This is a genomic window from Candidatus Aalborgicola defluviihabitans (assembly GCF_016705985.1).
Lineage (GTDB): Bacteria > Pseudomonadota > Gammaproteobacteria > Burkholderiales > Burkholderiaceae_C > Allorhodoferax > Allorhodoferax defluviihabitans.
Genome location: NZ_JADJKN010000006.1, coordinates 336042 through 361237 on the forward strand (window position 1 = coordinate 336042; position 25196 = coordinate 361237).

Genomic DNA, 25196 nt, shown 5'->3' on the forward strand with positions numbered 1-25196 from the left:
CATGACACGCTCTGACCTTGTTGAAGAACTCGCCAACCGGTTTGGCCAGCTCACCCATCGCGATGCCGAATTTGCCGTCAAGGCCATTTTGGACGCTATGAACGACGCATTGGTGGCAGGGCACCGTATCGAAATTCGTGGTTTTGGCAGTTTTTCCATCAACCACCGTCCACCCCGCATGGGTCGCAACCCCCGCAGCGGTGAAAGCGTGGCCATTCCAGAAAAGCGCGTTCCGCATTTCAAACCTGGCAAAGCCCTGCGGGAGTCCGTGGACCAACGTACCGCCGAACTGGAGTTGCAAAGCAAGCGCTAAGGCGCGCGGTGGCCATTAGAATCCATAGCCACCGGGGGGATTGATGAAACAACTTGCATGGTTCTTTAAGTGGATGCTTAAAGCAGCCATTTTTTTTACCCTTTTTGCATTCGCGCTAAACAACCAGCACGATGCCACCGTGCGCTTTTTCTTTGGCCAGCAGTGGACCGGCCCGCTGGTTCTGGTGGTCTTGAGTGCATTTGCCCTGGGCCTGGTCATTGGCGTGCTGGGCATGGTGCCACGCTGGTGGAGCCACCGCCGTTCTGCTGCACTGGCCCGCCGCACAACAACCGAAGTCACCGTCAGCGCCGAAAAGCCATCTACCATGCCACCGCCTTCACAGCCACCATATGGAATTTGACCTCAGCCTGATACTGCTGGCACTGCCGATTGTTTTTGTCCTGGGCTGGATGGCTTCGCGATTCGATGTGCGCCAGTTGCGCATGGAGAACCGCCAAGCGCCCAAAGCCTACTTCAAGGGCCTGAACTTTCTGCTCAACGAGCAGCAAGACCAGGCCATTGACGCCTTCATCGAAGCTGTACAAAGCGACCCCGACACCTCGGAGTTGCATTTCGCCCTGGGCAACCTGTTCCGTCGCCGTGGCGAATACGAGCGCGCAGTGCGTGTGCACCAGCACCTGCTGTCGCGGGCCGACTTGAGCCAGGATGACCGCTACCGGGCCCGACACGCACTGGCACAGGATTACCTCAAGGCTGGTCTGCTTGACCGCGCCGAAGAAGCCCTGCTCAAACTCGAAGGCACACGCTTTGAAGGCTCGGCCCGTCTGGCCCTGCTGGCCAATTACGAACGCTCGCGCGACTGGGAACATGCGGCCCAGATTGCCCACAAGCTCGAATCTGGCGGCCAAGGCAGCTTCAAGGGACGTCTGTCCCACTACCTGTGTGAGCAAGCGGCCAGTTGCATGGCCTCTGACGACCTGCCCCAGGCCCAGGTCTACCTCACGCAGGCCATGCATATTGCTTCTGATGCCCCACGCCCACGCATCGATCTGGCGCGCTTGCAAATCCGCCAAGGTCGGCCGGCACAGGCCTATGAAACGTTGACCCAGGCCTTGGTAACGGCTCCGGCCGCCATCGCATTGCTGGCCCCACTCTTGGTTGAGTCCTCCTTGGCTTGTGACCAGGGCCCGGGTGCGCTGGAGCGGTTGAAGGCGGTCTATGAAGAAACTCCATCACTGGATGTGCTCGATGCCATCGTGGCACTGGAAGCAGCCAGTGGAGCGCCCAGTGCGACCGCCCGCGAGTGGTACGCACATCATCTGGAGAGCGAACCTTCACTGGTAGCCGCCGCCAAGTGGATCGCCGGCGAAAAGCTGGAACACGAGCAATTTCATCCCCAAGTGCAACGCGCACTGGACCAAGCGGTCAAACCCCTGACCCGCTATCGCTGCGCGGCCTGCGGCTTCGAGGCCAAACAGCACTTCTGGCAATGCCCCGGTTGCCAGACATGGGACAGTTATCCCGCGCGCAGAGTAGAAGAACTATGATAATTTCCAAAGAACAAATGGCCCGCGCGCGGGTGCTGGTGGTTGGCGACGTCATGCTGGACCGCTACTGGTACGGTGCAGTGGACCGCATTTCGCCCGAGGCACCCGTCCCTGTTGTGCGCATTACCCGTGAGGAAGAGCGCAATGGTGGAGCTGCCAACGTGGCGTACAACGTGGTTACCTTGGGTGCGCAGGCCTCATTGTTAACTGTAGTGGGTGACGATGAAGCCAGCCACAAGCTCGAAGCCCTGGTGGCTCAAACCGGCATTCAGCCTCACTTCGGGCGCGACGCAGACCTCAAGACCACGGTGAAGTTGCGCATCATTGGGCGCCAACAGCAGCTGCTGCGGCTGGACTTTGAAAACACCCCCAAGAGTGAATTGCTGGCCTCGCAAACCGCTGCGTTCGAGAACTTGTTGCCTCTGCACGGCGCAGTGCTTTTTTCCGACTACGGCAAAGGCGGCCTGGGGCATATCACCGACATGATTGCGCGCGCCCGTGGCATTGGCAAACCGATTCTGGTGGACCCCAAGGGGGACGATTACGCCCGTTACCAGAACGCAACCGTTATCACACCCAACCGCGCTGAACTCCTGCAAGTCATCGGTGCCTGGAATGACGAGGCCACCCTGCGCAACAAGGTCCACAACTTGCGCACGCAACTTCAGCTGGACGCTGTGCTGCTAACCCGCAGCGAAGAAGGCATGACACTGTTCGATGCTGAAGGTGAACTGCACGTCAGCGCACAAGCGCGCGAAGTGTTTGATGTCACGGGCGCTGGCGACACCGTGATCGCCACCCTGACCGCCTTGGTTGCAGCGGGTATCAGTCTGCGCGACGCCGTGCCGATAGCCAACCAGGCTGCCAGCATTGTGGTGGGCAAGTTTGGTACTGCCACCGTCAGCTACGATGAACTATTTGCATCGCGCTAGAAAGGTAAGAGGATCACCATGACCCGCATCGTAGTCACCGGCGCCGCCGGCTTCATTGGCAGCAATATCATCAAAGGCCTCAATGCACGCGGCATTGACGACATCATTGCCGTGGACGACCTCAAACAAGGCGACAAATTCCGCAACCTCGCTGCCCTTCAAATTTCCGATTATGTGGACGTCGACACCTTCTACGACGCCTTCTCCAACGGATCGTTCGGCCAGGTCGAAGCCATCTTCCATGAAGGCGCGTGCAGCGACACCATGGAGCAGGACGGCCATTACATGATGGATAACAACTACACGTTGTCGTGCCAGTTGTTCCACGCCTGCCAGAAGCGCGGAGCGCGCTTGCTGTACGCCTCGTCGGCCGCAACTTACGGCGGCTCCAGCACCTTCCGCGAAGACCCTGCCTTTGAATTGCCGCTCAACGTTTATGGCTACTCCAAGCTGCTATTCGACCAGCGTATGCGCCGCGAGTGCGGTCACGACTTTCACCGCACCAAGGCCGGCAAAACCAGCCAGGTAGTGGGTTTTCGCTACTTCAACGTCTATGGACCGCATGAACAGCACAAGGGTCGCATGGCCAGTGTGGCGTTTCACCAGTTCAACCAGTTCCATGCCGAGGGCAAGGTCAAATTGTTTGGCGAATATGGCGGCTACCCCGCTGGCGGACAAATGCGCGACTTCGTTTACATAGACGACGTGGTGGCCGTCAACCTGTGGTTCTTTGACCACCCGACCGAATCCGGCATCTACAACCTGGGAACTGGCCAGGCGCAGCCTTTCAATGACGTGGCCATCACGGTGGTCAATACGCTGCGCGAGCAACGCGGCGAAAGCAGCCTCACGCTGGCGCAGGCGGCAGCCGGTGGCTTTCTTGAGTACATCGCCTTTCCGGACGCCCTGCGCGGCAAGTACCAAAGCTATACTCAGGCAGACCTCAGCGGCTTGCGCAGCACCGGTTGCGACCATGTGTTTGCCACCGTTCAACAAGGTGTGCGCAGCTATGTGCAGGCCCTGTCGACGCTGCGCTAAGTGCAACAGCAAAGGGTTTATCCGTTACAAGCCAGACGTAATTGCAGTCAACCGCGGCATACCAAACGGCGTTATGAAGGAGCATCAGTTTCTGGTGCATCATTTTTTCACTCAAGAAGGACAGTACATGTTGAAAAAAATTCTGGTGATTATCGCCATGCTCTATGCTGCGGTCGCTTTCGCAGCCGTTGAAGTCAACAAGGCCACTTCAGCCGAGCTTGACGGTATCAAGGGCATTGGCCCAGCAATCTCCGCCAAGATCATTGAAGAGCGCAAGAAGGGCAACTTCAAGGACTGGTATGACTTCATTGAGCGCGTCAAGGGCGTGGGCGACGTCAATGCTGCCAACTTTGCCAATGCAGGCCTGACCGTGAACGGCGCAGCTTTCAAAAGCGCATCTGCAGCAGCGACCGCCAAGCCCGCTGTTGCTGCACCGGCTCCTGCCGCCAAGGAAGAGAAGAAAGACCCCAAGGCAGAAGCCAAAATGAAGACTGACGACGCCAAGAAGGCCAAGGCTGAAGAAAAGGCCAAGAAGGCAGAAGAAGCCAAGGCCAAGAAAGAAGCGGCCAAGCAGGCCAAAGAAGACGCTAAGAAGGCCAAGGCCGAAGCTGCCAAAGGCGCCGCCAGCGCTCCCAAGAAGTAGGCGCTTCGCGTTCCACTTCACACAACCCGCTTCGGCGGGTTTTTTTGTGTCCGTTTACCAAAAGTTTGCAATTCATGCCTTGACAACAATTGCCTAGGCAAATAATATTTGTCGTCATGAATTGCGCCCCCTCTCCTCAAGGCACCCCGGCCCCACCCGCGGCAGTCGCCTTCTATTGCGCCAAAGACTACCGGCCAGAAGAAAGCGCCGGCTACCTGATGCGCCAGATCCTTACCATGGTGAGCCAGGAGGTGGAGCGCCAACTGGCCCATACCGGCTTGACCAATGCACAGTGGGTTCCGTTGTTCAAGCTCTATACGGGCCAGGCGTCCACCCCAGCCGAGCTGGCGCGTGAATGCCAACTCGATGCGGGTGCCATGACACGCACGCTGGACCGCATGGAGGCGAAAGGCCTGTGCCTGCGCGAGCGCTCGGTCACCGACCGCCGTGTGGTCACCATCACGCTAACGGCCGCCGGGCACCAAGCCGCCAAGGTCATCCCGGAAGCTTTGAGCAGGGTACAAAACGCCCACTTGGCGGGTTTCTCGGAAGAAGAATTCGTACTGTTAAAGAACTTGCTGCGGCGCATCCTGACCAACGCCCGCGCCATCCACTCTGCCCAACTCCAAAACACCAATGCCCAACCCACCAAAGGCCCCCATGCCGCCTGAAACCTCCTATCCATCCACCTCCCGCTGGCCAGCCTGGGCTTTGCAGGCGGTGGTCTTGGCCAGCCTGGGCGCTTGCGCCAATTACGCCGGCATCACCCCCCAAGCCCAGTCGCTCAATGCCGACGCATTAGGCCTGAAAGCTGACGCAACCGCACAACCAGCTGCAGCCCCCACCATTGATCCCCAGTGGTGGCATGCGTTTGGTGATGCCCAGCTCAACCAGTTGGTCGAGCAGGCCCTGGCCAACAACCCCACCCTGGGCGTAGCCCAAGCGCGACTGGCGCGGGTGCAAGCCGCCAGCGATGCAGTTCATGGTGCCGATCTGCCGCAGGTAGCTGCCAGCACCGACCTGACGCGCCAGCGCTTCAGCGCCAACAGCATCTACCCACCACCACTGGGTGGCGCCATTCTCAACACCGGTGACCTGCGTGCCAGCGCCAGTTGGGAGCTGGATTTCTTCGGTAAAAACCGCGCGGCGCTGGACGCATCCCTGGGCCAGGTGCGCGCAGCACAGGCAGACGCCGAGGCCGCCCGCATGCTGCTGGCCAGTTCCGTGACCCGCAGCTACTTCAGTTTGGTACGCATCCAGGCCCAGTTGGATGTAGCCGAACGCACCTTGGCGCAGCGCACTCAGTCCAGGCTACTGGTGCAAGACCGCGTGAACGCCGGTCTGGACACCCAACTCGAACTGCAGCAAAGCGACAGCGCCCTGCCCGATGCCCGCCTGCAAATTGAAGCACTCAAAGAACAGCAGGCCCTGGCCCACAATGTCCTGGCGGCCCTGACTTCACAGACAGATAGGCCTCTAGCCCTCGTGTTACCTACGCAAGCAACTATAAAAACAGTAGCAACGGCAACATCGATTCCGCTCGACCTGCTGGGTCGCCGCGCCGATATTGCCGCCGCACGCTACCGCGTCGAAGCTGCTAGCGCCGACGTGGGCAGTGCCAAAGCCCTGTTCTACCCCAACATCAACCTGGTCGGATTTATTGGCTACTCCAGCATCGGTTTTGACAAGCTGCTGCAGTCCGGCAGCGACCAGTGGGGCGTGGGCCCAGCCATCCGCCTGCCGCTGTTTGACGGTGGCCGCCTGCGTGCCAACCTGCGTGGCAAGACCGCCGATCTGGATGCCGCTGTTGAGTCCTACAACCACTTAGTGATAGAGGCCGTGCATGACGTAGCCGACCAGCTGGCCTCTGGCCAGGCCATCACCCGCCAGCAAGCCGAACAGGCCGCAGCCCAGTCCTTTGCCGAGACGGCATACTCCATCGCCCGCCAGCGTTACCAAGCCGGCCTGGGCAACCACCTGCAGGTCTTGAGTGCCGAAACCGCCGTGCTGGCTCAACGCCGCCTCGCTATCGACTTGGCAGCCCGCGCTCTGGATACCCAGGTTCAGCTCATTCGCGCATTGGGCGGCGGTTATGCCGCACAAGCCATAGCAACCGCCAGCCTCTCTACTTCAAACCCCTCGTCGTCTGTCACACCATGAACGCACCCACCAATACCTCCGCCGCCATTCAGCCCACGCCTTCCAACGGCGCTCGCCGCAAGGCCCTTACCGGGGTCAGCATCGCCGTGCTGATCGGTCTGACCTGGGGTGGCTACGAGTGGTATATCGGCCGCCATGAAGAGAGCACCGACAACGCCTACGTACAAGGCAACGTGATACAGATAACCCCCCAAATCGGCGGCACGGTCACGGCCATCCTGGCCGATGACACCGACTTCGTCAAGGCCGGATCACCCCTGGTGCAACTCGATCCCGCTGACGCCAAAGTGGCCTTGGATCAAGCCGAAGCCAACCTGGGTCAAGCCGTGCGCCAGGTGCGCACCCTGTACGCCAACAATGGCATGTTGAGCGCCCAGATTGGTGTGCGCGAATCGGACATCGCCAAGGCCCAGACCGAAATTGCCCGTGCCACCGACGACTTGAACCGCCGCCAATCCCTGGTGGGCAACGGTGCGGTGTCCAAAGAAGAATTGAACCATGCACAGTCGCAACTGGCCAACGCCCAAAACGCTTTGGCTTCGGCCCAGGCTGGCGTGGTCACTGCGCGTGCGCAACTCACCAGCAACCAGGCCTTGACCGAAGGCACCCGCATTGAATCCCACCCCAGCGTGATGGCTGCAGCCGCCAAGGTGCGCGAGGCCTACCTCGCCCTGCACCGTGCCGCCCTTCCCGCCCCGGTGGACGGCTACGTGGCCAAGCGCACCGTGCAACTGGGCCAGCGCGTGGCTGCTGGTACGCCGCTGATGTCCATCATTCCCCTGAACCAATTGTGGGTGGATGCCAACTTCAAGGAAATCCAGTTGCGCAACATCCGCATTGGCCAGCCAGTGACGCTGACCGCTGACGTGTATGGCAACAAGGTTGAGTACAAAGGCACGGTCGCTGGCATGGGCGCTGGCACCGGTGCTGCATTTGCCCTGCTGCCGGCGCAAAACGCCACTGGAAACTGGATCAAGGTGGTGCAGCGCGTACCCGTGCGCGTAGCGCTGGACCCGCAACAGGTTGCAGCCAATCCACTGCGCGTGGGTCTGTCGATGGAAGCCCTGGTAGACGTCACCGACCAAAGCGGCAAAACCCTGGCCGATGCCCCCCGCAGTACACCCAGCGCCCAGACCCAGGTCTATGCCGCTCTGGATGACCAGGCCGGTGCCGAGGTCAACCGGGTGATTGCTGCCAACGCTGGTGCAGCCATTAAAAGCGCCCACTAACGCCAACACACGCCTGCCATGAGCACTGATCCTTATACGCCCCCAGCACCGCTGCAGGGCTCGGCCCGCATGTGGGGCACGATTGCCCTGTCGGCTGCCACATTCATGAACGTGCTGGACTCGTCCATTGCCAACGTGTCCTTGCCCGCTATTGCCGGTGACCTGGGCGTCAGCCCCAACCAGGGTACCTGGGTCATCACCAGCTTTGGCGTGGCCAATGCCATCGCGCTGCCACTCACCGGCTGGCTGTCGCAACGTTTTGGGCAAGTGCGCCTGTTCTGCGTCAGCGTGCTGCTGTTTGTGATCAGTTCATGGTTGTGCGGCCTGGCACCCAACATGACCACGCTGATTGCGATGCGCACCATGCAGGGCTTTGTGGCCGGACCCATGATGCCGTTGGCCCAGGCGCTGCTGCTCTCTAGCTACCCGCCGGCCATGGCCGGCATGGCCATGGCGTTGTGGGCCATGACCACGCTGGTGGCGCCGGTGATAGGTCCGCTTTTGGGCGGCTGGATCACCGACCAAATGCACTGGGGCTGGATTTTTTTCATCAACATCCCGGTCGGCATCGTGGCCGCCTTTGTCACCTGGTCCATCTTCCACAAACGCGAAACGCCCACCCAGCAGCTGCCCATCGACAAGGTGGGGCTGGCACTCTTGGTGATTGCCGTGGGGTCGCTGCAAATCATGCTGGACAAGGGCAAGGAACTGGACTGGTTTCACTCGCCACAGGTGATGGCGCTGGGCATCACGGCACTGATTGGTTTTGCCTTCTTCATTGCCTGGGAACTAACCGACGACCACCCGGTGGTCGAGCTGCGCCTGCTCAAATTACGCAACTTCTGGACCGGCACCCTCGCCATGGCTGTGGCTTACAGTTTGTTCTTGGGCAACCTGGTGCTGTTGCCGCTGTGGCTGCAGCAGTTTATGGGCTACACCTCGACCCAGGCCGGCATGTTGATGGCGCCGGTGGGCCTCTTTGCCATCATTCTTTCGCCAATAATTGGCAAAAACATAGCTAAGTTTGACCCACGCGCCCTCACCACAATCGCCTTCGCCGTATTCGGGTTGGTGCTGTACATGCGCTCCAACTTCAACACCCAGGCCGACTTTGACACCATCATGATCCCCACCATCGTGCAGGGCATAGCCATGGCGTTCCTTTTTATTCCACTGATCTCTATCACGCTGGGTGGCCTGCCACAAGAAAAGATTGCGTCGGCCTCTGGCTTGTCGAGCTTTGCGCGTATGGTGGGTGGCTCGTTTGGCACCTCCATTGCCATTACGGTCTGGCAAGACCGAGCGGCCCTGCACCATGCCCATTTGTCGGAGTTGATTAACCAAGGCAGCCAGACCGCCACCAGTGCCATTGCCGGGCTGAGTGCTGCCGGCTTGGGCCCTGAAGGCGCGCTGGCCCAGATCAACCGCATGGTGGACCAACAGGCCTATATGCTGGCCGCCAATGATGTGTTCTATGCGTCATCGCTGATCTTCCTGTGTCTGATTCCACTGGTGTGGCTGGCCCGCCCCGCGCGCAGCGTGCCGGGCAAAGGGCCAGGCGGCGCAGCCAACGCAGCGGCAGCGGCGCATTGATATGGGTTCTGCATTACGTCACTATCGATTTAATAGCGCCTAACGTAATTCCGACGAGGGCTATAGGCTAATTTCTGATACAAAAAAGTCCAGCGCGATCAGGTTCGTTAAGGCTGGTGCCACCACCGCGCCACTCAGTGGTGAAAGCGCTTGGTGAGCGCCCATAATTCGATATTCAAATTTGGATTCAATGGACCGTTTTCATCACAGCCACAACGCAGCGGCTTCGTCTCAACTGACACGGCGCCGGAGTACCACGTTCAATTCAGTCCTGTTCATTCTGATTGCGCTAGTACTCGGTGTTGTCTTCGCGTACTTTGGCAGTGAAGTTGCGGAAGGAGATAGTCAGGCTTTTGACTTGCTGGTGGTTCAGTACGCAAAGGAGCTGCGCACCAATCATCTTTGGCTGGCTGAGGTCTTGCGCGACCTCAGCGGCGTGGGAAGTACGGTAGTGCTCACACTACTGACACTGGGTTGCGTGGGATATCAGGCATTTTTTAGGTCTCGGGTGACCGCAGCATTGGTCGCTACGTCAGTCATCACAGGTACCCTGCTGGTCAGTCTTTTTAAGGCACTCTTTGGCCGTGCGCGTCCCGATCCGTCCTATGCCGAATTCGTCGTATCGGGAATGAGCTTCCCGAGTGGGCATTCGACAATGTCTGCCTTGGTCTTCTTGACGATCGGGGTTGTCATTGCCAACACCCGGGGCCAACTTGGTGAGAAGATCTACATCTTGGCAGCAGCGGGCTTTATGAGTACCTTGGTAGGACTGAGCCGGGTTGGCTTGGGTGTGCACTGGGCCACTGACGTCATCGCAGGCTGGTCATTTGGTGGTGCATGGGCAATCCTTTGGCTGGTCATAGCCCATTGGTTGTTGGACCGGGCCAAACGACAGTAAGCTGCAGATAGATTAAGTTCAGCTTGGCATTCACGAAAACAAGGGCCTGACCATGGCAACTTCTTCCAGTTGGTTTTATTGGGCGGTTCTCTCGGCTGTGTTTGCCGCTTTGACAGCCATCTTCGCCAAGATTGGGATTCAGGGGGTGGATTCCGACCTGTCTACCTTAATCCGGACTGCGATCATCATTGTGGTGCTGTCGCTATTTGTGGTGTACGCGGGGAAATGGTCCAACCCCTTCGAGCTTTCCGGCAAAACATGGCTTTTTCTGACCCTGTCCGGCCTTGCAACAGGCGCTTCATGGGTGTGCTATTTCCGTGCGCTCAAGATCGGGGAAGCGTCCAAAGTGGCACCTGTGGACAAGCTCAGTCTGGTGCTGGTGGCGATCTTTGCCTTCGCCTTCCTGGGGGAGCGTCCTTCTCTGCAAGAGTGGACAGGTATCGCGATGGTGGCAGGGGGTGTTCTGCTGCTGGCGATCAAACGTTGACGTGGCACTTGTCGGGACGGCCCCCAAACCCGGAAGCTGCAACGGGCTAAGGCCCTGAGCCATCCTCTACGACGGTAATTTCACCGGCTCAGTATCAGCTAAGTCTGTCGCCCTAGTCTCACCAATACGCAAATTCCTGCGTCTATTGGAGAACTCTATGACTCGCTACAGCAAACTTTCCCTTTTAGCCGTTGCCGCTGCTATTGGTGCAGCAGGCACCATTGCCTATGCCGCCAACGGCGGTGTGGAAAACGACGCCATAGCTATTAACAAGGCGAAGATTTCGTTAGTACAGGCCGTCACCGTGGCTGAGCAACACACCAATGGCAAAGCGTCACAGGCCGAGTTTGAAAACTCAAAACAGGGGTGGGTTTACGACGTGGAAATCGTCAGCGGAGCCAAAGTCTTCGACGTCAGGGTTGATGCCGACAAGGGCACGGTCATTTCGTCCGCCAAGGACAAGGCCGATCGTGATGACGACCACGACGAACAAGACTAAGCACGCACCAGGCCATGAACACACTCAAAATACCCGAATCAACCCACTGGTTGAATAAAGTACCTTCGGTCACCCTCGCGTTTTGGGTCATCAAGATCATGTGCACCACGGTGGGCGAGACGGGTGCTGATTACCTGGCAGTCGATGCAGGACTGGGCCAAAATGTCACCCGTGCGGTCATGGCCGCACTGCTGGTAACTGCCCTGTTCGTCCAGTTGCGCACACAACGCTACACGCCCTGGATTTATTGGCTCACGGTGGTGCTGGTGAGCATTGTAGGCACGCAAATTACTGACTTATTCACCGATGGCCTGGGCGTCAGCCTCTACCTCAGCACCTCGGTGTTCGCCGTGGCGCTGGCCGCCATCTTCGCTGTCTGGTATGGGGTGGAGCGCTCGCTGTCCATCCACGAGATCTTCACGCGCAGACGAGAGTTGTTTTACTGGTTGGCCATTTTGTGCACGTTCGCACTGGGCACGGCAGCTGGCGATCTGGCCACTGAAGCGCTGCACCTTGGCTTCACCTGGGGCCTCGTGGCTTTCAGCACCTTGATTGCTGCCACCTACACAGCCTGGCGCCTGGGCGCAAACGCCGTGCTGACTTTCTGGATTGGCTACATCCTGACGCGCCCCTTAGGCGCCTCGCTGGGCGACTTACTGACACAGGCCAAAACCTACGGCGGTCTGGGCATGGGTGCCATGTGGACCAGCGCCTTGTTCTTGACGGTGATTGTGCTGCTGGTGGCGGTTGCGCAGTTCAACGTGGGCAACACCAAAAACGTTCAAGCCGTCGAATAACCCACCATCACCTTCAAATTCGCATCCGCGCAAAAATTAACCGGTTACCACGAATCAAAATGAACGACTCAACTCAAAAAACCTTAAGCAAGGTGCCCGAAGTCACCTTGATTTTCTGGATCATCAAAATCGCAGCCACCACGCTGGGCGAGACTGGGGGCGACGCGGTCTCGATGTCAATGAACCTGGGGTACCTTGTCGGCACCGTCATTTTTGCCGCAGTGTTTCTAGTGGCAGTCATGGCACAAATCAAAGCCGAAACGTTCAAACCCCTACTTTATTGGGCCACGATTGTTGCCACCACCACCGTCGGCACTACGCTGGCGGACTTCGTGGATCGCTCCCTCGGCATCGGGTACGCTGGCGGCTCAAGCTTGCTATTGACCCTGCTGCTGGGCTCACTGTTCGTCTGGCATCGTACGCTTGGCACGGTATCGGTCAGCAGCGTCAGTTCACCCAAAGCCGAAATGTTCTACTGGGTCACGATCATGTTCTCCCAGACCTTGGGTACTGCGCTGGGGGATTGGACAGCCGGCACGGCTGGACTCGGTTACACCGGTGGGGCGATGGTGTTCGGTGCGCTGTTGGCAGTGGTGGCGGCGGCTTATTTCTGGACAAATATGTCGCGCACCCTGCTTTTCTGGGCCGCGTTTATTCTGACCCGGCCGTTGGGTGCTGTGGTGGGCGATTTTCTGGACAAGCCGCTCAACGCAGGTGGACTGGCCTTGAGTCGCTATTGGGCATCGTCCGCGCTTTTGGCGTTCATGCTGAGCAGCATCTTGCTGTTCAAACAACGCGCAGCCAAAACAGCACATTGAACAAGCCCTGCGGATGGATAGGCGGCAGAGCCATCCATCGTTAACGAAAGACAATCGAAGGATGAATATCGCAGAGTGGGTGCAATCCTACGGCTACGTCGCCGTGGCGGTGGGCACCTTTTTGGAAGGGGAATCCGTTTTGCTCATCGCGGGAGCGGCGGCCGCTCGCGGCCATTTGGCCATGCCGGCGGTGATTTCAGTGGCCGCCCTCGCCAGTTTTCTGGGCGACCAAATGTATTTTTGATCGGGCGCCGGTATGGCATAACGCTGCTGGCGCGATACCCGTCCCTGCAGCCACGTGCTGACCGCGTCAATGACCTGTTGGAGCGCCACCACTTGCCGCTGATTTTGTCCATCCGATTCTTGTATGGACTGCGCATCGCCGGGCCGATTGCCATTGGTATGAGCAGCGTTTCATGGCCTCGGTTTTTTCTACTCAATGGGCTGGGAGCGCTACTTTGGGCGACGCTCATTGCCAGTGTCGGTTACGGGGCCGGTCACGCGCTGATCCATTTGCTCAAGGCCGTGGATGCAGATGAACTGTGGGGCTTGTCGATTCTTCTGATTCTGGGTCTGGTGTGGTGGCTGGTGGAGCGGCGCCGTGGGGCAAAAAACAAAACTTGAACGGGATACGTAATGCGTGTATTGCTGGTCGAAGACGACACCATGATTGGCGAGGCGATTCAAGCGGCATTGAAAGATGCCACCTACGCGACCGACTGGGTGAAGAACGGCCAAACCGCTCTCACCACCCTGGCGTGCCAACACTATGACTTGGTGCTGCTCGATTTGGGCCTGCCCGGCAAGGATGGGCTAGAGGTGTTGGCCAACATCCGCGCCAAAGACAACCCGGTGCCGCTGCTCATCATCACCGCCCGCGATGGACTGGATGACCGGCTGCGCGGCCTAGATGGCGGGGCCGATGACTACGTGCTCAAACCGTTTGAAATGGCCGAACTGCTGGCCCGCATGCGCGCCGTGCTGCGCCGCAAAGGTGGCCATGCGGTGCCGGTACTGAGCAATGGCGCCCTGTCACTCGACCCGGCCACGCACGAAGTTGTGGCCCATGGCGCTGCCCCGTTGCAACTCTCCAACCGGGAATTCGCGCTTTTGCAAGCCTTGCTGGTGCGCCCGGGGGCTATTCTGTCGCGCAGCGATCTGGAAGACCGCATCTATGGCTGGGGAGAAGAAGTTGAAAGCAACGCGGTCGAGTTTTTGATCCACGCGCTGCGGCGCAAACTGGGCAGCGACGCCATCAAGAATGTCAGGGGGGTGGGATGGATGGTTTCAAAAAGCGCCTGAACGCATCAATTCAGCTCAAGCTGTCTCTCACCCTGTCGCTGGTGATTCTGGTGGTGGCGGTAGTGGCGGGTATTTTCTCGTTCATGGCCGCATTCGACGAAGCACACGAGTTGCAAGACGACACGCTGCGCCAGGTGGCGGCCCTGTTTAACCGGCAGCACCTGCCAACCGTTCGCGCGGGGGACAACAAAAAGGCCCAAGACGGCGATGAAGAGTCCCGCATCGTCGTTCAGCGACTAGCCGACGGCGCGAAGGCGACCGGGCAACTCGATACGGGCGCACTGTTGCCTATTCCGGCCACGCTCACCGACGGCATGCACACGCTGGACCTTGCCGGGGAACCGTTTCACGTGCTGGTAAAAACCACCGCTTTGGGTGAACGTATCGCCGTGGCACAAGAAACGGGAGTGCGTGATGAAATTGCACGCGACAGTGCATTACGAACCTTGATGCCGTTTTTGATACTGGTGCCTATCCTGCTGCTGATCGTGGCGAATCTGGTTCGCAAGATGTTCCGGCCCATTGCGACGCTCTCGAAGGAAATCGACCAACGCTCAGAACAAGCGCTGCACCCGGTAGCAGAAGAGCACCTTCCCATCGAAGTACGGCCGTTTGTGGTGGCGATCAATCGCTTGCTCACCCGTGTTGACCAGTCTATGGAGGCCCAGCGTCGCTTTGTGGCCGATGCCGCACATGAACTGCGTTCCCCTTTGACGGCCATGTCCTTGCAAGCAGAGCGGCTGGCCGAAGCAGAAATGCCAGCACAGGCCCGCGAACGGCTCGTCACCCTGCAACGGGGTATTGAACGCGGTCGCAACCTGCTGGACCAACTTCTGACCCTGGCCAAAGCCCAGGCAACATCTGACGTGCCCGAAACTCCTATTTCGGTACAAGGCGTCTACCGCCGCGTACTGGAAGACCTGTTGCCACTGGCCGAGGCCAAGCACATCGACATTGGCGTAGAAGGCACGCACGATGCACAGGTATTCATGAGCGAGTTGGATTTAATAGCAATCGTCAAGAATCTGGTCGACAACGCCATTCGCTACACACCTGAAGGCGGCAAGGTCGATCTGTCGGTGACTGTCCACGCAGGCCGCGCCACACTGCAAATCAAGGATTCTGGCCCCGGTATTGCAGTGGACGAACGTCTGCGTGTGTTTGACCCTTTTTATCGCACTCTGGGCAACAATCAGGTGGGCTCAGGGCTGGGGCTTGCCATTGTAAAAACCATTGCCGATCGGATTGGCGCGGAGCTCAATGTAGGCTTTTCAAATGAAGTGACAGGTTCCGGCTTACGTATTTGCGTACTGATTCCATTGAAATACTCCGGCGAGCGATCAACCCTTAGGACAGAATAGAGAATAGAAAGTGGAGAAGCCGACATCACCAGGTTCAGTTTGTGAGCGGCTGTATGGGGAAAATGACGACTTTACAATGCACTTTAGCTACCGGCGCATGCAGTACATGGTCGAAGCGAGTGTGCACGACGCCCTGCGCGAACACCGTCGCAACTCATTTTTTAAAACGACCAATTTGATGTGCCACCAATAGCCCATCGAGCCGATAGATTCTTTAGTTCGCGACGGTAGCTTGTCCACGGATTTCTCCGCCCTTATTGGCTGCGGTGTGCAGGTTGACGTACCACTTGCCTGCCAACAAGTCAGCAGCTTGTGCAGCCGTCAAGGTTGCTGAGCCTTTGATCGGGCTGTCCATACTGCCGCTGAATCCCTGCACTACACCGGCATTGGTCCCCGCCATTGCAGGGCCATGAAAGTGTCCGGCGGTCACCGGCCCGGTCATTCCGCTATAGCTGACGGTCCAGGTCAATACGCTGGTGTCCTTGTTGAAGCTGGCATCCAGCATGCCTGTGCCAGCACTGCTATTGGCCGGCACTTCATTGGCACTGGAGAGCTTGGCCGAAATGGCTGTCGTGTTGCCCATCATGGCGCTGCCACAAGCTGTCAATCCCAGAGTGGCTGCGATTACGCTTGAGATCAAGAGTGTGCGAAGTTGAATCATGAAGTCTCCTTATCGGTTGTGAACTAAATAGTTCATAATTAGAATATTAAGTCACAACAAGAACCCATGCGGCCAGAAGGGGGGCTTCGCGACCTTGTTAACGGTAAACCCTCGCGCGGCTGGTGCCTGGGTAGCCATTTGCCATGATGTGCACCAGCGCACATTGCGGAGCCGCGCAGGCCCCTACACTGGGGGAAGTGCATGTTGAATCACGTTCAAGCGCCCAAAATAATGAAGTACACACTTGCAGCCATCGCCCTTGCTTTGAGCGTAACCTTTTCGCATGCCGCCGACGTGGCCACGCCATCGCCACCCGTTTTGACACCGATTTCCAGCCTGGATGTCGCCAGGTATATGGGCAATTGGTATGAGCTCGCCAAGTTTCCAAACCGATTCCAGAAACAGTGCGTTTCAGATACAAGGGCGCAATACAACGCTCAACCAGATGGCACAGTGCAGGTGATCAACCGCTGCCGACAAGCCAACGGGGAAATGACGCAAGCCGTTGGGGTTGCTCGCCAGATTGGTGAAAAGAATTCGCCCAAACTGCAGGTCCGTTTCGCGCCGGCCTGGCTGTCATTCATCCCTGCGGTGTGGGGTGACTACTGGGTCATCGACATTGACCCGGCGTATCAGTTGGTCGCTGTCAGTGAACCCAAGCGAGAGTATTTGTGGATTCTGTCCAGGGTTTCAAAGGCAGACCCTGCAGCCTATGAGGCATTATTGGGCCGGTTGACCCGCATGGGGTTCGACCTTAATCGACTTGAGGTGAGCAAGCAGGGGGATTGATATTGCTTCGGGGGTTTTCACCAAACCCACCGCCCCCCGGCGTGTGGATTTCGAACACATCGCCCGCAGCCATCTCGGCTTGGCCAATGTGCCCCAAGTCTTCCACCGTGCCATCCCCGCGCACCACGCGGTTGATGCCTACCTGCCCCGCCCCGCCACCGGCCATGCCGAAGGCGCCGTGGACGCGGCCATTGGACAAAATGCTGGCCGTCATGGGCTCCAGAAAGCGCACGCGGCGCACACCGCCGTCACCACCGTGCCATCGTCCCTTGCCGCCCGATCCTTCACGGATCTCGTAGCTCTCCAAGCGCACCGGGAAGCGGAATTCAAAAATCTCGGGGTCCGTCAAGCGCGAGTTGGTCATGTGGGTTTGCACCACGCTGGTGCCGTTAAAGCCGCCTGTGGTTTCACCGGCAATATTGGTCAACGCACCTGCACCTGAGCCACCCGAAATGGTCTCGTAATACTGGTACTTTGCATTGCCAAACGTGAAGTTGTTCATGGTGCACTGGCTGGCCGCCATCACACCCAAAGCGCCGTAGAGCGCATTGGTGATGCAACTTGACGTTTCCACATTGCCCGCTACTACCGAGGCCGGGGGGTTGGGGTTCAGCATGGAGCCTGGCGGGATGATGACCTGCAGCGGCTTCAAGCAACCGGCGTTGAGCGGAATGTCGTCGTCCACCAGCGTGCGGAACACATACAGCACCGCCGCCATGCACACCGCCGTCGGTGCGTTGAAGTTGTTGATCTGCTGGGGTGAGGTGCCGGTGAAGTCGATCACCGCGCTGCGCTCTTGCGCGTTGACACGGATCGCCACCTGGATCTGCGCGCCATTGTCTAGCGGCAACGTAAACGCGCCGTCTTTCAGTCGGGTGATCACGCGGCGCACCGACTCCTCGGCGTTGTCCTGCACATGTCGCATATAGGCTTGCACAACATCCAGGCCAAAATGCTCCACCATCTTGCGCAACTCTTGAACCCCCTTTTCATTCGACGCAATCTGTGCATTCAGGTCGGCCATGTTTTGCTGCGTATTGCGCGACGGGAATTCGCCGCTGCTGAGCAAGGCCACCATCTCCGCCTCGCGCAGCACGCCACGGTCTACCAGCTTGAAGTTGTTGATCTGCACGCCCTCTTCTTCAATGCGCGTGGAGAACGGCGGCATGGAGCCCGGCGTGGTGCCACCCACGTCAGCATGGTGGCCTCTGGAACCCACGTAGAACATGGCCCCCACGCTTGTCGCTTCGCGTACTGCGCTGCCCCCCGAGGGGGCGCTCGCGCCTTGGGGCGGCCCGGCGGCGCTCAGTGTCTTTCCGTCCAGGTACACCGGCGTGATGACGGTGATATCGGGCAGGTGCGTGCCGCCATGGTAGGGGTCGTTCAACACATAGACGTCGCCGGGTTGCATGGTGTTGGCGTTCTCGCGCACCACGGTCATGATGCTTTCGCCCATAGAGCCCAGGTGCACCGGAATATGCGGCGCGTTGGCGATCAGGTTGCCAGTCGCGTCGAACAGCGCGCAGCTAAAGTCCAGCCGCTCCTTGATGTTGACCGAGTAGGCCGTGTTCTGCAATTGCAGGCCCATTTGCTCGGCGATGTTCATGAACAGGTTGTTGAACACCTCCAGCAGCACCGGGTCCACCGTGGTGCCTACTGCATATTTGATAGCACGCTTTTCAATACGGACGAGGGCTAGATGGTCAAATTCTGTAAGCGTTGCCTGCCAGCCGGGCTCTACCACGGTGGTCGCGTTCTTCTCGGCGATGATGGCCGGGCCAGGAATGACATCACCTGGGCGCAAGTCCTCGCGCACCACCAGAGCGGCTTGCACCCACTGTCCGCCCGAGTACATGCGCACCCTCTCGCGCACCGCACCACAGGCCTGCAGGTCGCGTGGCGGATGCATGGCGTGGCGTGGCTCTTCGGGGGCGTCTCCTGCAATGACGGCTTCCACCGACACGGCTTCCACAATCAGGCCCTTGCCCTCCATCAGGAACGCAAAACGCTGGCGGTAGGCAGCCTCAAAGGCAGCCACGATCAACGCGACCGTAGTCTCTGCATTGGCGGCCTGCGGATACGACACCACCAACGCAGAATCACTGCCCTCATAGCGGACGTGTACACGCCGGTGGGTGGTGATGGCACCTTGGTTGACCTGTTGACCCCGCAATTCACCTTCGGCTTGCGCCGCCAGCGCATCCAGGCGGGCCGCGATATCGGGCAGCGCTGCCACCTGCAGCTTCACCTCCACCGCCTGCTCCCGGATCACGGTCTGGTCGGCCAACCCCATGCCATAGGCGCTGAGCACACCGGCCAGCGGGTGCACAAAAACACGGGTCATGCCCAGCGCGTCGGCCACCAGGCAGGCGTGCTGCCCACCGGCGCCGCCAAAGCACTGCAGCGTGTAGCCGGTCACGTCGTAGCCGCGGGCCACCGAAATCTTCTTGATGGCGTTGGCCATCTGCTGCACGGCGATGTTGATGAAGCCTTCAGCCACTTCTTCGGCAGGGCGCTCTGTGCGCGTGGCCAGCTCGGCAAACTTCTCTTGCACGGCCTCCAGGCTCAGGGCTTCATTGGCGTGCGGGCCAAACACCTTGGGAAAGTAACGGGGCTGAATCTTGCCCAGCATCACATTCGCATCGGTCACCGCCAGCGCGCCGCCGCGGCGGTAGCTGGCCGGGCCGGGATTGGCACCCGCACTCTCTGGCCCAACGCGAAAGCGCGAACCATCGAAGGCCAGCAAAGAGCCACCACCGGCCGCCACGGTGTGGATGCTCATCATGGGTGCACGCATCCGAACACCGGCCACCTGGGTCTCGAACTCGCGCTCGAACTCACCGGCGTAGTGGGACACGTCGGTAGATGTGCCACCCATGTCAAAGCCAATCGTCTTCTCGATCCCAGCGATAGCCGCTGTGCGGGCCATGCCCACAATGCCACCGGCCGGTCCGCTCAAAATGGCGTCCTTGCCCTGGAAACTGTGGGCGTCGGTCAGCCCGCCGGACGACTGCATGAAGAACAGCTTCACACCTGGCATTTCCCCGGCCACCTGCTCCACATAGCGGCGCAAAATCGGCGACAGGTAGGCGTCGACCACGGTGGTGTCGCCCCGGCTGACGAACTTCATCATCGGGCTGGTTTCATGCGAGGTGCTGATCTGCGTGAAGCCAATCTCCTGCGCAATACGCTTGGCCGCCAGCTCATGTGCGGTGTAACGATAGCCGTGCATAAATACGATCGCAACGCTGCGTAGCCCTCGTGAATATTGCGTTAGTAGCTCCTCTTTTAATAGCGTCTCATCCAAATTCTCGATGACGTCGCCATGTGCACCCACGCGCTCGTGGGCCTCGACTACGGCGCTGTACAGCAGCTCAGGCAACTGGATGTTACGGTCAAAAATGCGCGGACGGTTTTGGTAGGCAATGCGCAGCGCATCGCGAAAGCCGCGCGTGGTAACCAACAGTGTGGGCTCGCCCTGGCGCTCCAACAGCGCGTTGGTGGCTACCGTGGTGCCCATCTTCACGCAGGCCACCAAGTCAGGGGTTACCGGTTCATGCTGCTTGAGGCCCAGCAAGTGGCGTATGCCCGCAACCGCTGCATCGCGATACTGTTCAGGGTTCTCACTGAGCAGCTTGTGCGTCACCAATGTGCCGTCCGGGCGCTTCCCCACCACGTCGGTGAAGGTACCGCCGCGGTCGATCCAGAATTGCCATCGGGAAGTCGTAGATGGGTTCATAGCGATGCAGCCGAACGTGCTGCTTGGTCGTAGATACCAGAGAGCAAGCGCAACAGGCGCGCGAGTTCGCCAATGTCGCGGTTCAGGCCGTCGTCGGCGTTCAGGGCGTCTATCAAGCAAGACTCGCGGATCTCGCGGTAGCGCACCACAAAGCCCCGCCCCGTCTCGGTGGAGGAATAGGTTACGTCCTTGCCATTTTTGCTGGACTCGACCACACCCAGGTTTTGCAGCTTTTTTAGCGCGTAGTTGATGAGGTGGGTGTCTTCCACATTCATGATGAAGCAAATGTCGGCCAGGCGCTTATTGCGGGCACGGTGCGTCACATGGTGCAGCACCAACACGTCCAGCGGCGTGAAATCCTTGAGCCCCGCCGCACTCATGCAGTGCGTGATCCAGCGGTGAAAGGCGTTGCCCGCCACGATAAGGCCAAACTCGAACTCGCTCATCTCCGAACTACGCGGCGACACCAGGTGCGCGGACGACACGATGGGAGCCTGCGACGTAGACTTAGCCGCAGGGGCTGTAGTCACAGAAGAAGCCGGTTTCTTGGCCATGGGGTACTCCGGGTTGGCATCAATGTTGCGTGGTCGGATTGTAGGCAGTTCAACGACAATTCATCAACAATTTGTTGACGTTTAGGGAAAACACCGAGATGCTACGCCCGATTGCGAACTACATTCAGCCATCTGCCCTGTCCACTTTTACTTACGGAGTAACCATGAAACGTCGCCTGTTTGTCATGACTGCCACTGCCACCGCACTTACACTCGGTATGGCTAGCACTGCCTTTGCCCAAACCAAGTGGGACTTGGCCGCCGCCTACCCCGCTACCAACTTCCACACCGAAAACCTGCAGCAGTTTGCCAATGATGTGGACAAGGCCAGCGGTGGCAAACTCAAGATCACCGTGCACGCCAATGCAGCGTTGTTCAAGGCACCCGAGATCAAACGCGCCGTACAAGGTGGGCAAGCCCAGGCGGGTGAAATTTTGTTGGTGAATTTCCAGAACGAGTGGCAAATTTTTGGCGTGGATGGCCTACCTTTTTTGGCCGACAGCTATGACGAGTCCACCAAGTTGTACAAAGCCCAGAAGCCTGCGCTGGAGAAAAAGCTGGCGGAGCAGGGCATGAATCTGCTCTATGCCGTAGCGTGGCCGCCCCAAGGTATTTACAGCAAGAAGCCGCTTAATTCAGCGGCCGACCTGAAAGGCATCAAGTGGCGCGCCTACAGCCCGGCCACCAGCCGCATCGCCGAACTGGTGGGCGCGCAGCCCGTCACGGTGCAGGCAGCAGAGCTCTCGCAAGCCTTTGCCACCGGCGTGGTGGAGGCCACCATGACATCTGGCGCTTCGGGCGTAGACAGCAAGCTGTACGAAAACCTGAAGTACTACTACGACATGCAAGCCTGGCTGCCCAAGAACGCGGTCATCGTCAACAAGGCCGCGTTCGACGCGCTGGACAAGCCCACGCAAGCCGTGGTGTTGAAAGCCGCAGCCGATGCTGAAGCCCGTGGCCTGGCTGCCAGCAAGCGTGTCAATGTCGAATCAATGGACAAACTCAAAGCCAACGGCATGAACATCGTGGTGCCATCGGCCGCGCTCAAAGCCGACATGAAGAAGGTCGGCGACACCATGGTCAAGGAATGGCTGGAAAAATCCGGTGCTGAGGGCAAAGCGGTTCTCGACGCCTACAACAAGCCTTAATCACGTGCCAGGATTATTGGTGCGCAAGGTAATGAACGCACTGTATGACGGCGCTGCCGCGCTGGCGGCGCTGTGCTTATTCGGTTTGCTCATCATGGTGCTGCTGTCCATTGGTGGGCGGCAGTTCCACTTTTATGTGCCGGGCACCGATGCGTATGCGGGCTACCTGATGGCGGCCAGCGGTTTTTTGGCATTGGCACATACGCTCAAGCGCGGGGAACACATCCGCGTGACGTTGGTGCTGGCAGCGTTGTCTGGGCGCTGGAAGAAGGCGCTGGAGGTCTGGGCCTTGGCGTTTGCCACCGTGCTGTCCTCGCTGTTCGCGTTCTACTGCTGCCGCCTGTCGTGGCAGTCGCGCAACTTCAACGATATCTCTACCGGCAGCGATGCCACGCCGCTGTGGATTCCGCAAATCGCCATGGGGGTGGGTGCGGTTATTTTGGCCATCGCCTTCATCGACGAGCTGATTTTGGAGCTGCGGGGCCAACGCACCGTGCCGACCAGCGAGGAGCCTTTACGCAATGAGTGATTTCGCCATGACCGCCGCCTTGCTGGTGTCGCTGCTCCTGATATTGGGCAGCGGCGTCTGGGTGGGCCTCACGCTGACCGGAGTGGCCTGGATGGCGGTTACGCTTTTCTCGTCCAGGCCTGCAGGTGATGCGATGGCCGTCACCGTGTGGGGCTCGTCCAGCAGTTGGACGCTGACCGCCCTGCCCCTGTTTGTCTGGATGGGCGAGATTTTGTTTCGCACCCGCCTGAGCCAAGACATGTTCAAGGGCCTGGCACCGTGGGTGCAAGGCTTGCCGGGCCGCCTGCTGCATACCAACGTGATTGGTTGCACGATCTTTGCCGCCGTGTCGGGGTCCAGCGCCGCCACCTGCGCCACCATCGGCAAAATGACATTGCCCGAGCTAACGCGCCGCGGTTACCCTGAGCACATGGTGGTCGGCACGCTGGCTGGCGCCGCCACCTTGGGCCTGTTGATACCGCCGTCCATCATCATGATCGTCTACGGTGTGGCCGCCGAGGTGTCCATCTCCAAACTGTTCATCGCCGGTGTGCTGCCGGGCCTGTTGCTGGCCAGCCTGTTCTCGGGCTACATCATGTTTTGGGCACTGCGCCACCCGGACCAAGTGCCCGCTGCCGATGGCGCAACCACATTTCGGCAAAAGCTCGCCGCATCGCGCAGTTTGATACCCGTCGTGCTGTTGATCACCGCTGTGCTGGGCTCGATCTATACCGGCATCGCCACGGCCACTGAGGCCGCTGCGGTGGGTGTGGTGGGCTCGTTGATTCTGTCCACGCTGCAGGGCTCAATGAACTGGGCCGCGTTCAAAGGCGCCATCATGGGCGCCACCCGGCTGTACTGCATGATCGCACTCATACTGGCGGGGGCCGCGTTTTTGACGCTGGCCATGGGCTACATTGGCCTGCCACGCCACCTGGCAGAATGGATTGGCACGCTGGGCTTATCCAAGGCACAACTGATCGTGGCCTTGTCTGTCTTTTTCGCTATCCTGGGCTGCTTTCTGGACGGCATCTCCATCGTGGTGCTGACCATGGGCGTGCTGATGCCCACCGTGCAAGCCGCCGGCATCGATCCTTTGTGGTTTGGTATTTTTGTGGTGCTGGTGGTCGAAATGGCCCAGATCACGCCACCGGTCGGCTTCAACCTGTTCGTGCTACAGGGTATGACCGGGCGCCAACTCACCTGGATTGCCAAGGTCACCATGCCCATGTTTTTTCTGATGTGCATGGCAGTGGCGCTGATCTATGCCTTTCCAGGCATCGTGACGTGGCTACCAGAAAAAATGGCAAACTAGGCCCATGTGGCCTGTTATTGCAATTTGTATGGGCGCCAGCGCGGGAGCACTGGCACGGTGGGGTCTGGGCCTGTGGCTCAGCCCAAGTGGTGTGATTCCGTGGGGCACGCTGGCGGCCAACCTGATTGGCGGATACCTCATCGGCATTTGCGTGGCCGTGTTTCAGGCACTGCCCCAAATTGATCCCGTCTGGCGCTTGGCGCTAATTACCGGTTTTCTGGGCGGCTTGACCACGTTTTCCAGCTTCAGTGCCGAGGTAGTCAACTTGTTGATGCATGAGCGCTATGCGCTGGCTCTTGGCACGGCGTGCTTGCACATCGCAGGTTCCCTGCTCTTGACGGTTGCGGGAATCTGGAGCGCGCGGCATTGGTTGCCAGCGCTCTGAGTGCAGCGCCACCATGCCTCTCTTAAAACGCCTGCTCTCCACTCTGTTCAACTTCACCCTGGGCCCGGTGTTGGCCCTGGTGCTGATCTTTGAAGAATGGGGCTGGGAGCCGTTGCAGCGACTGATGGCCCACCTGGCGCGCCTACCGCTGTGGGGACGCATGGAGCGCTTCGTTAGCGGTCTGCCACCCTATGGTGCGCTGGTGGCGTTTTTTGTGCCGGCGCTCATGCTGCTGCCAGTCAAGCTGGTGGCGCTGTACTGGATCAGTCGCGGTCACACCTTCCTGGGCCTGACCCTGGTGCTGGCCGCCAAAGTGGCAGGCACGGCCATAGTGGCCCGCCTGTTCTCGCTGACCCAACCTGCTCTGATGCGGCTGGCTTGGTTTGCGCGGCTGTATGGTCACTGGAAGCCATGGAAAGACGCTCTGATCGCCCGGGTGAAAGATTCGCCCATTTGGCGCAGCACCGCAGCCAACGTGCATGCCATTCGCCAGTGGATTGGTATCTAGCGCTTAGACTG

Annotated in this window: 28 protein-coding genes; 25 read left to right on the forward strand and 3 right to left on the reverse strand. The window is 59.2% G+C overall.

The features are described from left to right. The first annotated feature begins 1 nt into the window (after position 1). From IPI80_RS09215 to IPI80_RS09305, 19 genes are all read left to right on the forward strand, one after another. The gene (locus IPI80_RS09215; RefSeq protein WP_413859327.1) at positions 2 to 313 is read left to right on the forward strand and encodes an integration host factor subunit beta; all 312 of its coding nucleotides are present in this window, start codon (positions 2 to 4) and stop codon (positions 311 to 313) included. Between the two features lie 43 nt (positions 314 to 356). Next, a complete protein-coding gene (locus IPI80_RS09220; RefSeq protein WP_413859329.1) occupies positions 357 to 674 on the forward strand; it encodes a LapA family protein in 318 nt (105 codons plus the stop codon). Further along, positions 664 to 1821 carry a lipopolysaccharide assembly protein LapB gene (gene lapB, locus IPI80_RS09225; protein WP_413859331.1) on the forward strand — a complete coding sequence of 386 codons (1158 nt, stop codon included), beginning with the start codon at positions 664 to 666 and terminating at the stop codon, positions 1819 to 1821. The genes IPI80_RS09220 and lapB overlap by 11 nt, the downstream gene beginning before the upstream one ends. Further along, positions 1818 to 2753, forward strand: coding sequence for a D-glycero-beta-D-manno-heptose-7-phosphate kinase (gene rfaE1 / locus IPI80_RS09230; RefSeq protein WP_413859333.1), 936 nt, complete (start codon positions 1818 to 1820; stop codon positions 2751 to 2753). Before lapB ends, rfaE1 begins: the two co-directional genes overlap by 4 nt. An 18-nt stretch (positions 2754 to 2771) precedes the next feature. Then, a complete protein-coding gene (gene rfaD / locus IPI80_RS09235; RefSeq protein WP_413859335.1) occupies positions 2772 to 3791 on the forward strand; it encodes an ADP-glyceromanno-heptose 6-epimerase in 1020 nt (339 codons plus the stop codon). Between the two features lie 127 nt (positions 3792 to 3918). Beyond that, positions 3919 to 4434 (forward strand): ComEA family DNA-binding protein, encoded by a 516-nt coding sequence (locus IPI80_RS09240; RefSeq protein WP_413859337.1) that lies wholly within the window; start codon positions 3919 to 3921, stop codon positions 4432 to 4434. Positions 4435 to 4550: 116 nt separating this feature from the next. Continuing rightward, on the forward strand, positions 4551 to 5105 hold the full coding sequence (locus IPI80_RS09245; protein WP_413859339.1) for a MarR family winged helix-turn-helix transcriptional regulator: 555 nt from the start codon (positions 4551 to 4553) through the stop codon (positions 5103 to 5105). Then, entirely contained in the window at positions 5095 to 6594 is a 1500-nt protein-coding gene (locus IPI80_RS09250) for an efflux transporter outer membrane subunit (protein WP_413859341.1), read from the forward strand. The genes IPI80_RS09245 and IPI80_RS09250 overlap by 11 nt, the downstream gene beginning before the upstream one ends. Next, the gene (locus IPI80_RS09255; protein WP_413859343.1) at positions 6591 to 7823 is read left to right on the forward strand and encodes an HlyD family efflux transporter periplasmic adaptor subunit; all 1233 of its coding nucleotides are present in this window, start codon (positions 6591 to 6593) and stop codon (positions 7821 to 7823) included. The genes IPI80_RS09250 and IPI80_RS09255 overlap by 4 nt, the downstream gene beginning before the upstream one ends. 18 nt (positions 7824 to 7841) lie before the next feature. Next, the gene (locus IPI80_RS09260; protein ID WP_413859345.1) at positions 7842 to 9416 is read left to right on the forward strand and encodes a DHA2 family efflux MFS transporter permease subunit; all 1575 of its coding nucleotides are present in this window, start codon (positions 7842 to 7844) and stop codon (positions 9414 to 9416) included. 190 nt (positions 9417 to 9606) lie between these two features. Continuing rightward, positions 9607 to 10314: a phosphatase PAP2 family protein gene (locus tag IPI80_RS09265; protein ID WP_413859347.1), complete on the forward strand. Its 708-nt coding sequence runs from the start codon at positions 9607 to 9609 to the stop codon at positions 10312 to 10314. Positions 10315 to 10366: 52 nt separating this feature from the next. Next, positions 10367 to 10801: an EamA family transporter gene (locus IPI80_RS09270; protein WP_413859349.1), complete on the forward strand. Its 435-nt coding sequence runs from the start codon at positions 10367 to 10369 to the stop codon at positions 10799 to 10801. A 157-nt stretch (positions 10802 to 10958) separates the two neighbouring features. Continuing rightward, positions 10959 to 11300 carry a PepSY domain-containing protein gene (locus IPI80_RS09275; protein ID WP_413859351.1) on the forward strand — a complete coding sequence of 114 codons (342 nt, stop codon included), beginning with the start codon at positions 10959 to 10961 and terminating at the stop codon, positions 11298 to 11300. A 14-nt stretch (positions 11301 to 11314) separates the two neighbouring features. Then, entirely contained in the window at positions 11315 to 12097 is a 783-nt protein-coding gene (locus IPI80_RS09280) for a hypothetical protein (RefSeq protein ID WP_413859353.1), read from the forward strand. Between the two features lie 59 nt (positions 12098 to 12156). Then, complete coding sequence (locus IPI80_RS09285) at positions 12157 to 12915, forward strand: hypothetical protein (protein ID WP_413859731.1); 759 nt, start codon at positions 12157 to 12159, stop codon at positions 12913 to 12915. Positions 12916 to 12976: 61 nt separating this feature from the next. Then, on the forward strand, positions 12977 to 13159 hold the full coding sequence (locus IPI80_RS09290; protein WP_413859355.1) for a hypothetical protein: 183 nt from the start codon (positions 12977 to 12979) through the stop codon (positions 13157 to 13159). Continuing rightward, positions 13156 to 13539, forward strand: a complete 384-nt coding sequence (locus tag IPI80_RS09295) for a DedA family protein (protein ID WP_413859357.1) — start codon at positions 13156 to 13158, stop codon at positions 13537 to 13539. The genes IPI80_RS09290 and IPI80_RS09295 overlap by 4 nt, the downstream gene beginning before the upstream one ends. A 12-nt stretch (positions 13540 to 13551) precedes the next feature. After that, complete coding sequence (locus IPI80_RS09300) at positions 13552 to 14217, forward strand: response regulator (protein ID WP_413859359.1); 666 nt, start codon at positions 13552 to 13554, stop codon at positions 14215 to 14217. Further along, on the forward strand, positions 14193 to 15578 hold the full coding sequence (locus tag IPI80_RS09305) for an ATP-binding protein (protein WP_413859361.1): 1386 nt from the start codon (positions 14193 to 14195) through the stop codon (positions 15576 to 15578). Before IPI80_RS09300 ends, IPI80_RS09305 begins: the two co-directional genes overlap by 25 nt. 214 nt (positions 15579 to 15792) lie before the next feature. Here the strand turns inward: IPI80_RS09305 and IPI80_RS09310 are convergent, their stop codons facing one another. Further along, positions 15793 to 16239, reverse strand: coding sequence for a CHRD domain-containing protein (locus IPI80_RS09310; RefSeq protein ID WP_413859363.1), 447 nt, complete (start codon positions 16237 to 16239; stop codon positions 15793 to 15795). A gap of 318 nt (positions 16240 to 16557) precedes the next feature. Between IPI80_RS09310 and IPI80_RS09315 the strand changes: the two genes are divergently transcribed. Next, positions 16558 to 17028 (forward strand): lipocalin family protein, encoded by a 471-nt coding sequence (locus IPI80_RS09315; protein WP_413859365.1) that lies wholly within the window; start codon positions 16558 to 16560, stop codon positions 17026 to 17028. Here the strand turns inward: IPI80_RS09315 and IPI80_RS09320 are convergent. Next, positions 16994 to 20767 carry a hydantoinase B/oxoprolinase family protein gene (locus tag IPI80_RS09320; protein WP_413859367.1) on the reverse strand — a complete coding sequence of 1258 codons (3774 nt, stop codon included), beginning with the start codon at positions 20765 to 20767 and terminating at the stop codon, positions 16994 to 16996. The two genes, IPI80_RS09315 and IPI80_RS09320, sit on opposite strands and share 35 nt — an antisense overlap. Next, a complete protein-coding gene (locus IPI80_RS09325) occupies positions 20764 to 21321 on the reverse strand; it encodes a winged helix DNA-binding protein (protein WP_413859369.1) in 558 nt (185 codons plus the stop codon). The genes IPI80_RS09320 and IPI80_RS09325 overlap by 4 nt, the downstream gene beginning before the upstream one ends. 164 nt (positions 21322 to 21485) lie before the next feature. On the opposite strand from IPI80_RS09325, the gene IPI80_RS09330 reads away from it, so the two are divergent. From IPI80_RS09330 to IPI80_RS09350, 5 genes are read left to right on the forward strand one after another with little or no spacing between them, the layout of a single operon-like run. After that, positions 21486 to 22469: a TRAP transporter substrate-binding protein gene (locus IPI80_RS09330; protein ID WP_413859371.1), complete on the forward strand. Its 984-nt coding sequence runs from the start codon at positions 21486 to 21488 to the stop codon at positions 22467 to 22469. Between the two features lie 19 nt (positions 22470 to 22488). After that, a complete protein-coding gene (locus IPI80_RS09335) occupies positions 22489 to 22998 on the forward strand; it encodes a TRAP transporter small permease (protein WP_413859733.1) in 510 nt (169 codons plus the stop codon). Further along, positions 22991 to 24292, forward strand: coding sequence for a TRAP transporter large permease (locus tag IPI80_RS09340; protein WP_413859373.1), 1302 nt, complete (start codon positions 22991 to 22993; stop codon positions 24290 to 24292). The genes IPI80_RS09335 and IPI80_RS09340 overlap by 8 nt, the downstream gene beginning before the upstream one ends. A gap of 4 nt (positions 24293 to 24296) precedes the next feature. Then, positions 24297 to 24677 (forward strand): fluoride efflux transporter CrcB, encoded by a 381-nt coding sequence (gene crcB, locus IPI80_RS09345; RefSeq protein ID WP_413859375.1) that lies wholly within the window; start codon positions 24297 to 24299, stop codon positions 24675 to 24677. 13 nt (positions 24678 to 24690) lie between these two features. Then, the gene (locus IPI80_RS09350; protein ID WP_413859377.1) at positions 24691 to 25185 is read left to right on the forward strand and encodes a hypothetical protein; all 495 of its coding nucleotides are present in this window, start codon (positions 24691 to 24693) and stop codon (positions 25183 to 25185) included. Positions 25186 to 25196 lie beyond the last annotated feature (11 nt).

Bases quoted from the DNA above. Each gene is read 5' to 3' on its own strand.
- IPI80_RS09215 (WP_413859327.1), top strand. From the start codon at position 2: ATGACACGCTCTGACCTTGTTGAAGAACTCGCCAACCGGTTTGGCCAG.
- IPI80_RS09220 (WP_413859329.1), top strand. From the start codon at position 357: ATGAAACAACTTGCATGGTTCTTTAAGTGGATGCTTAAAGCAGCCATT.
- lapB (WP_413859331.1), top strand. From the start codon at position 664: ATGGAATTTGACCTCAGCCTGATACTGCTGGCACTGCCGATTGTTTTT.
- rfaE1 (WP_413859333.1), top strand. From the start codon at position 1,818: ATGATAATTTCCAAAGAACAAATGGCCCGCGCGCGGGTGCTGGTGGTT.
- rfaD (WP_413859335.1), top strand. From the start codon at position 2,772: ATGACCCGCATCGTAGTCACCGGCGCCGCCGGCTTCATTGGCAGCAAT.
- IPI80_RS09240 (WP_413859337.1), top strand. From the start codon at position 3,919: ATGTTGAAAAAAATTCTGGTGATTATCGCCATGCTCTATGCTGCGGTC.
- IPI80_RS09245 (WP_413859339.1), top strand. From the start codon at position 4,551: ATGAATTGCGCCCCCTCTCCTCAAGGCACCCCGGCCCCACCCGCGGCA.
- IPI80_RS09250 (WP_413859341.1), top strand. From the start codon at position 5,095: ATGCCGCCTGAAACCTCCTATCCATCCACCTCCCGCTGGCCAGCCTGG.
- IPI80_RS09255 (WP_413859343.1), top strand. From the start codon at position 6,591: ATGAACGCACCCACCAATACCTCCGCCGCCATTCAGCCCACGCCTTCC.
- IPI80_RS09260 (WP_413859345.1), top strand. From the start codon at position 7,842: ATGAGCACTGATCCTTATACGCCCCCAGCACCGCTGCAGGGCTCGGCC.
- IPI80_RS09265 (WP_413859347.1), top strand. From the start codon at position 9,607: ATGGACCGTTTTCATCACAGCCACAACGCAGCGGCTTCGTCTCAACTG.
- IPI80_RS09270 (WP_413859349.1), top strand. From the start codon at position 10,367: ATGGCAACTTCTTCCAGTTGGTTTTATTGGGCGGTTCTCTCGGCTGTG.
- IPI80_RS09275 (WP_413859351.1), top strand. From the start codon at position 10,959: ATGACTCGCTACAGCAAACTTTCCCTTTTAGCCGTTGCCGCTGCTATT.
- IPI80_RS09280 (WP_413859353.1), top strand. From the start codon at position 11,315: ATGAACACACTCAAAATACCCGAATCAACCCACTGGTTGAATAAAGTA.
- IPI80_RS09285 (WP_413859731.1), top strand. From the start codon at position 12,157: ATGAACGACTCAACTCAAAAAACCTTAAGCAAGGTGCCCGAAGTCACC.
- IPI80_RS09290 (WP_413859355.1), top strand. From the start codon at position 12,977: ATGAATATCGCAGAGTGGGTGCAATCCTACGGCTACGTCGCCGTGGCG.
- IPI80_RS09300 (WP_413859359.1), top strand. From the start codon at position 13,552: ATGCGTGTATTGCTGGTCGAAGACGACACCATGATTGGCGAGGCGATT.
- IPI80_RS09305 (WP_413859361.1), top strand. From the start codon at position 14,193: ATGGATGGTTTCAAAAAGCGCCTGAACGCATCAATTCAGCTCAAGCTG.
- IPI80_RS09310 (WP_413859363.1), bottom strand. From the start codon at position 16,239: ATGATTCAACTTCGCACACTCTTGATCTCAAGCGTAATCGCAGCCACT.
- IPI80_RS09320 (WP_413859367.1), bottom strand. From the start codon at position 20,767: ATGAACCCATCTACGACTTCCCGATGGCAATTCTGGATCGACCGCGGC.
- IPI80_RS09325 (WP_413859369.1), bottom strand. From the start codon at position 21,321: ATGGCCAAGAAACCGGCTTCTTCTGTGACTACAGCCCCTGCGGCTAAG.
- IPI80_RS09330 (WP_413859371.1), top strand. From the start codon at position 21,486: ATGAAACGTCGCCTGTTTGTCATGACTGCCACTGCCACCGCACTTACA.
- IPI80_RS09340 (WP_413859373.1), top strand. From the start codon at position 22,991: ATGAGTGATTTCGCCATGACCGCCGCCTTGCTGGTGTCGCTGCTCCTG.
- crcB (WP_413859375.1), top strand. From the start codon at position 24,297: ATGTGGCCTGTTATTGCAATTTGTATGGGCGCCAGCGCGGGAGCACTG.
- IPI80_RS09350 (WP_413859377.1), top strand. From the start codon at position 24,691: ATGCCTCTCTTAAAACGCCTGCTCTCCACTCTGTTCAACTTCACCCTG.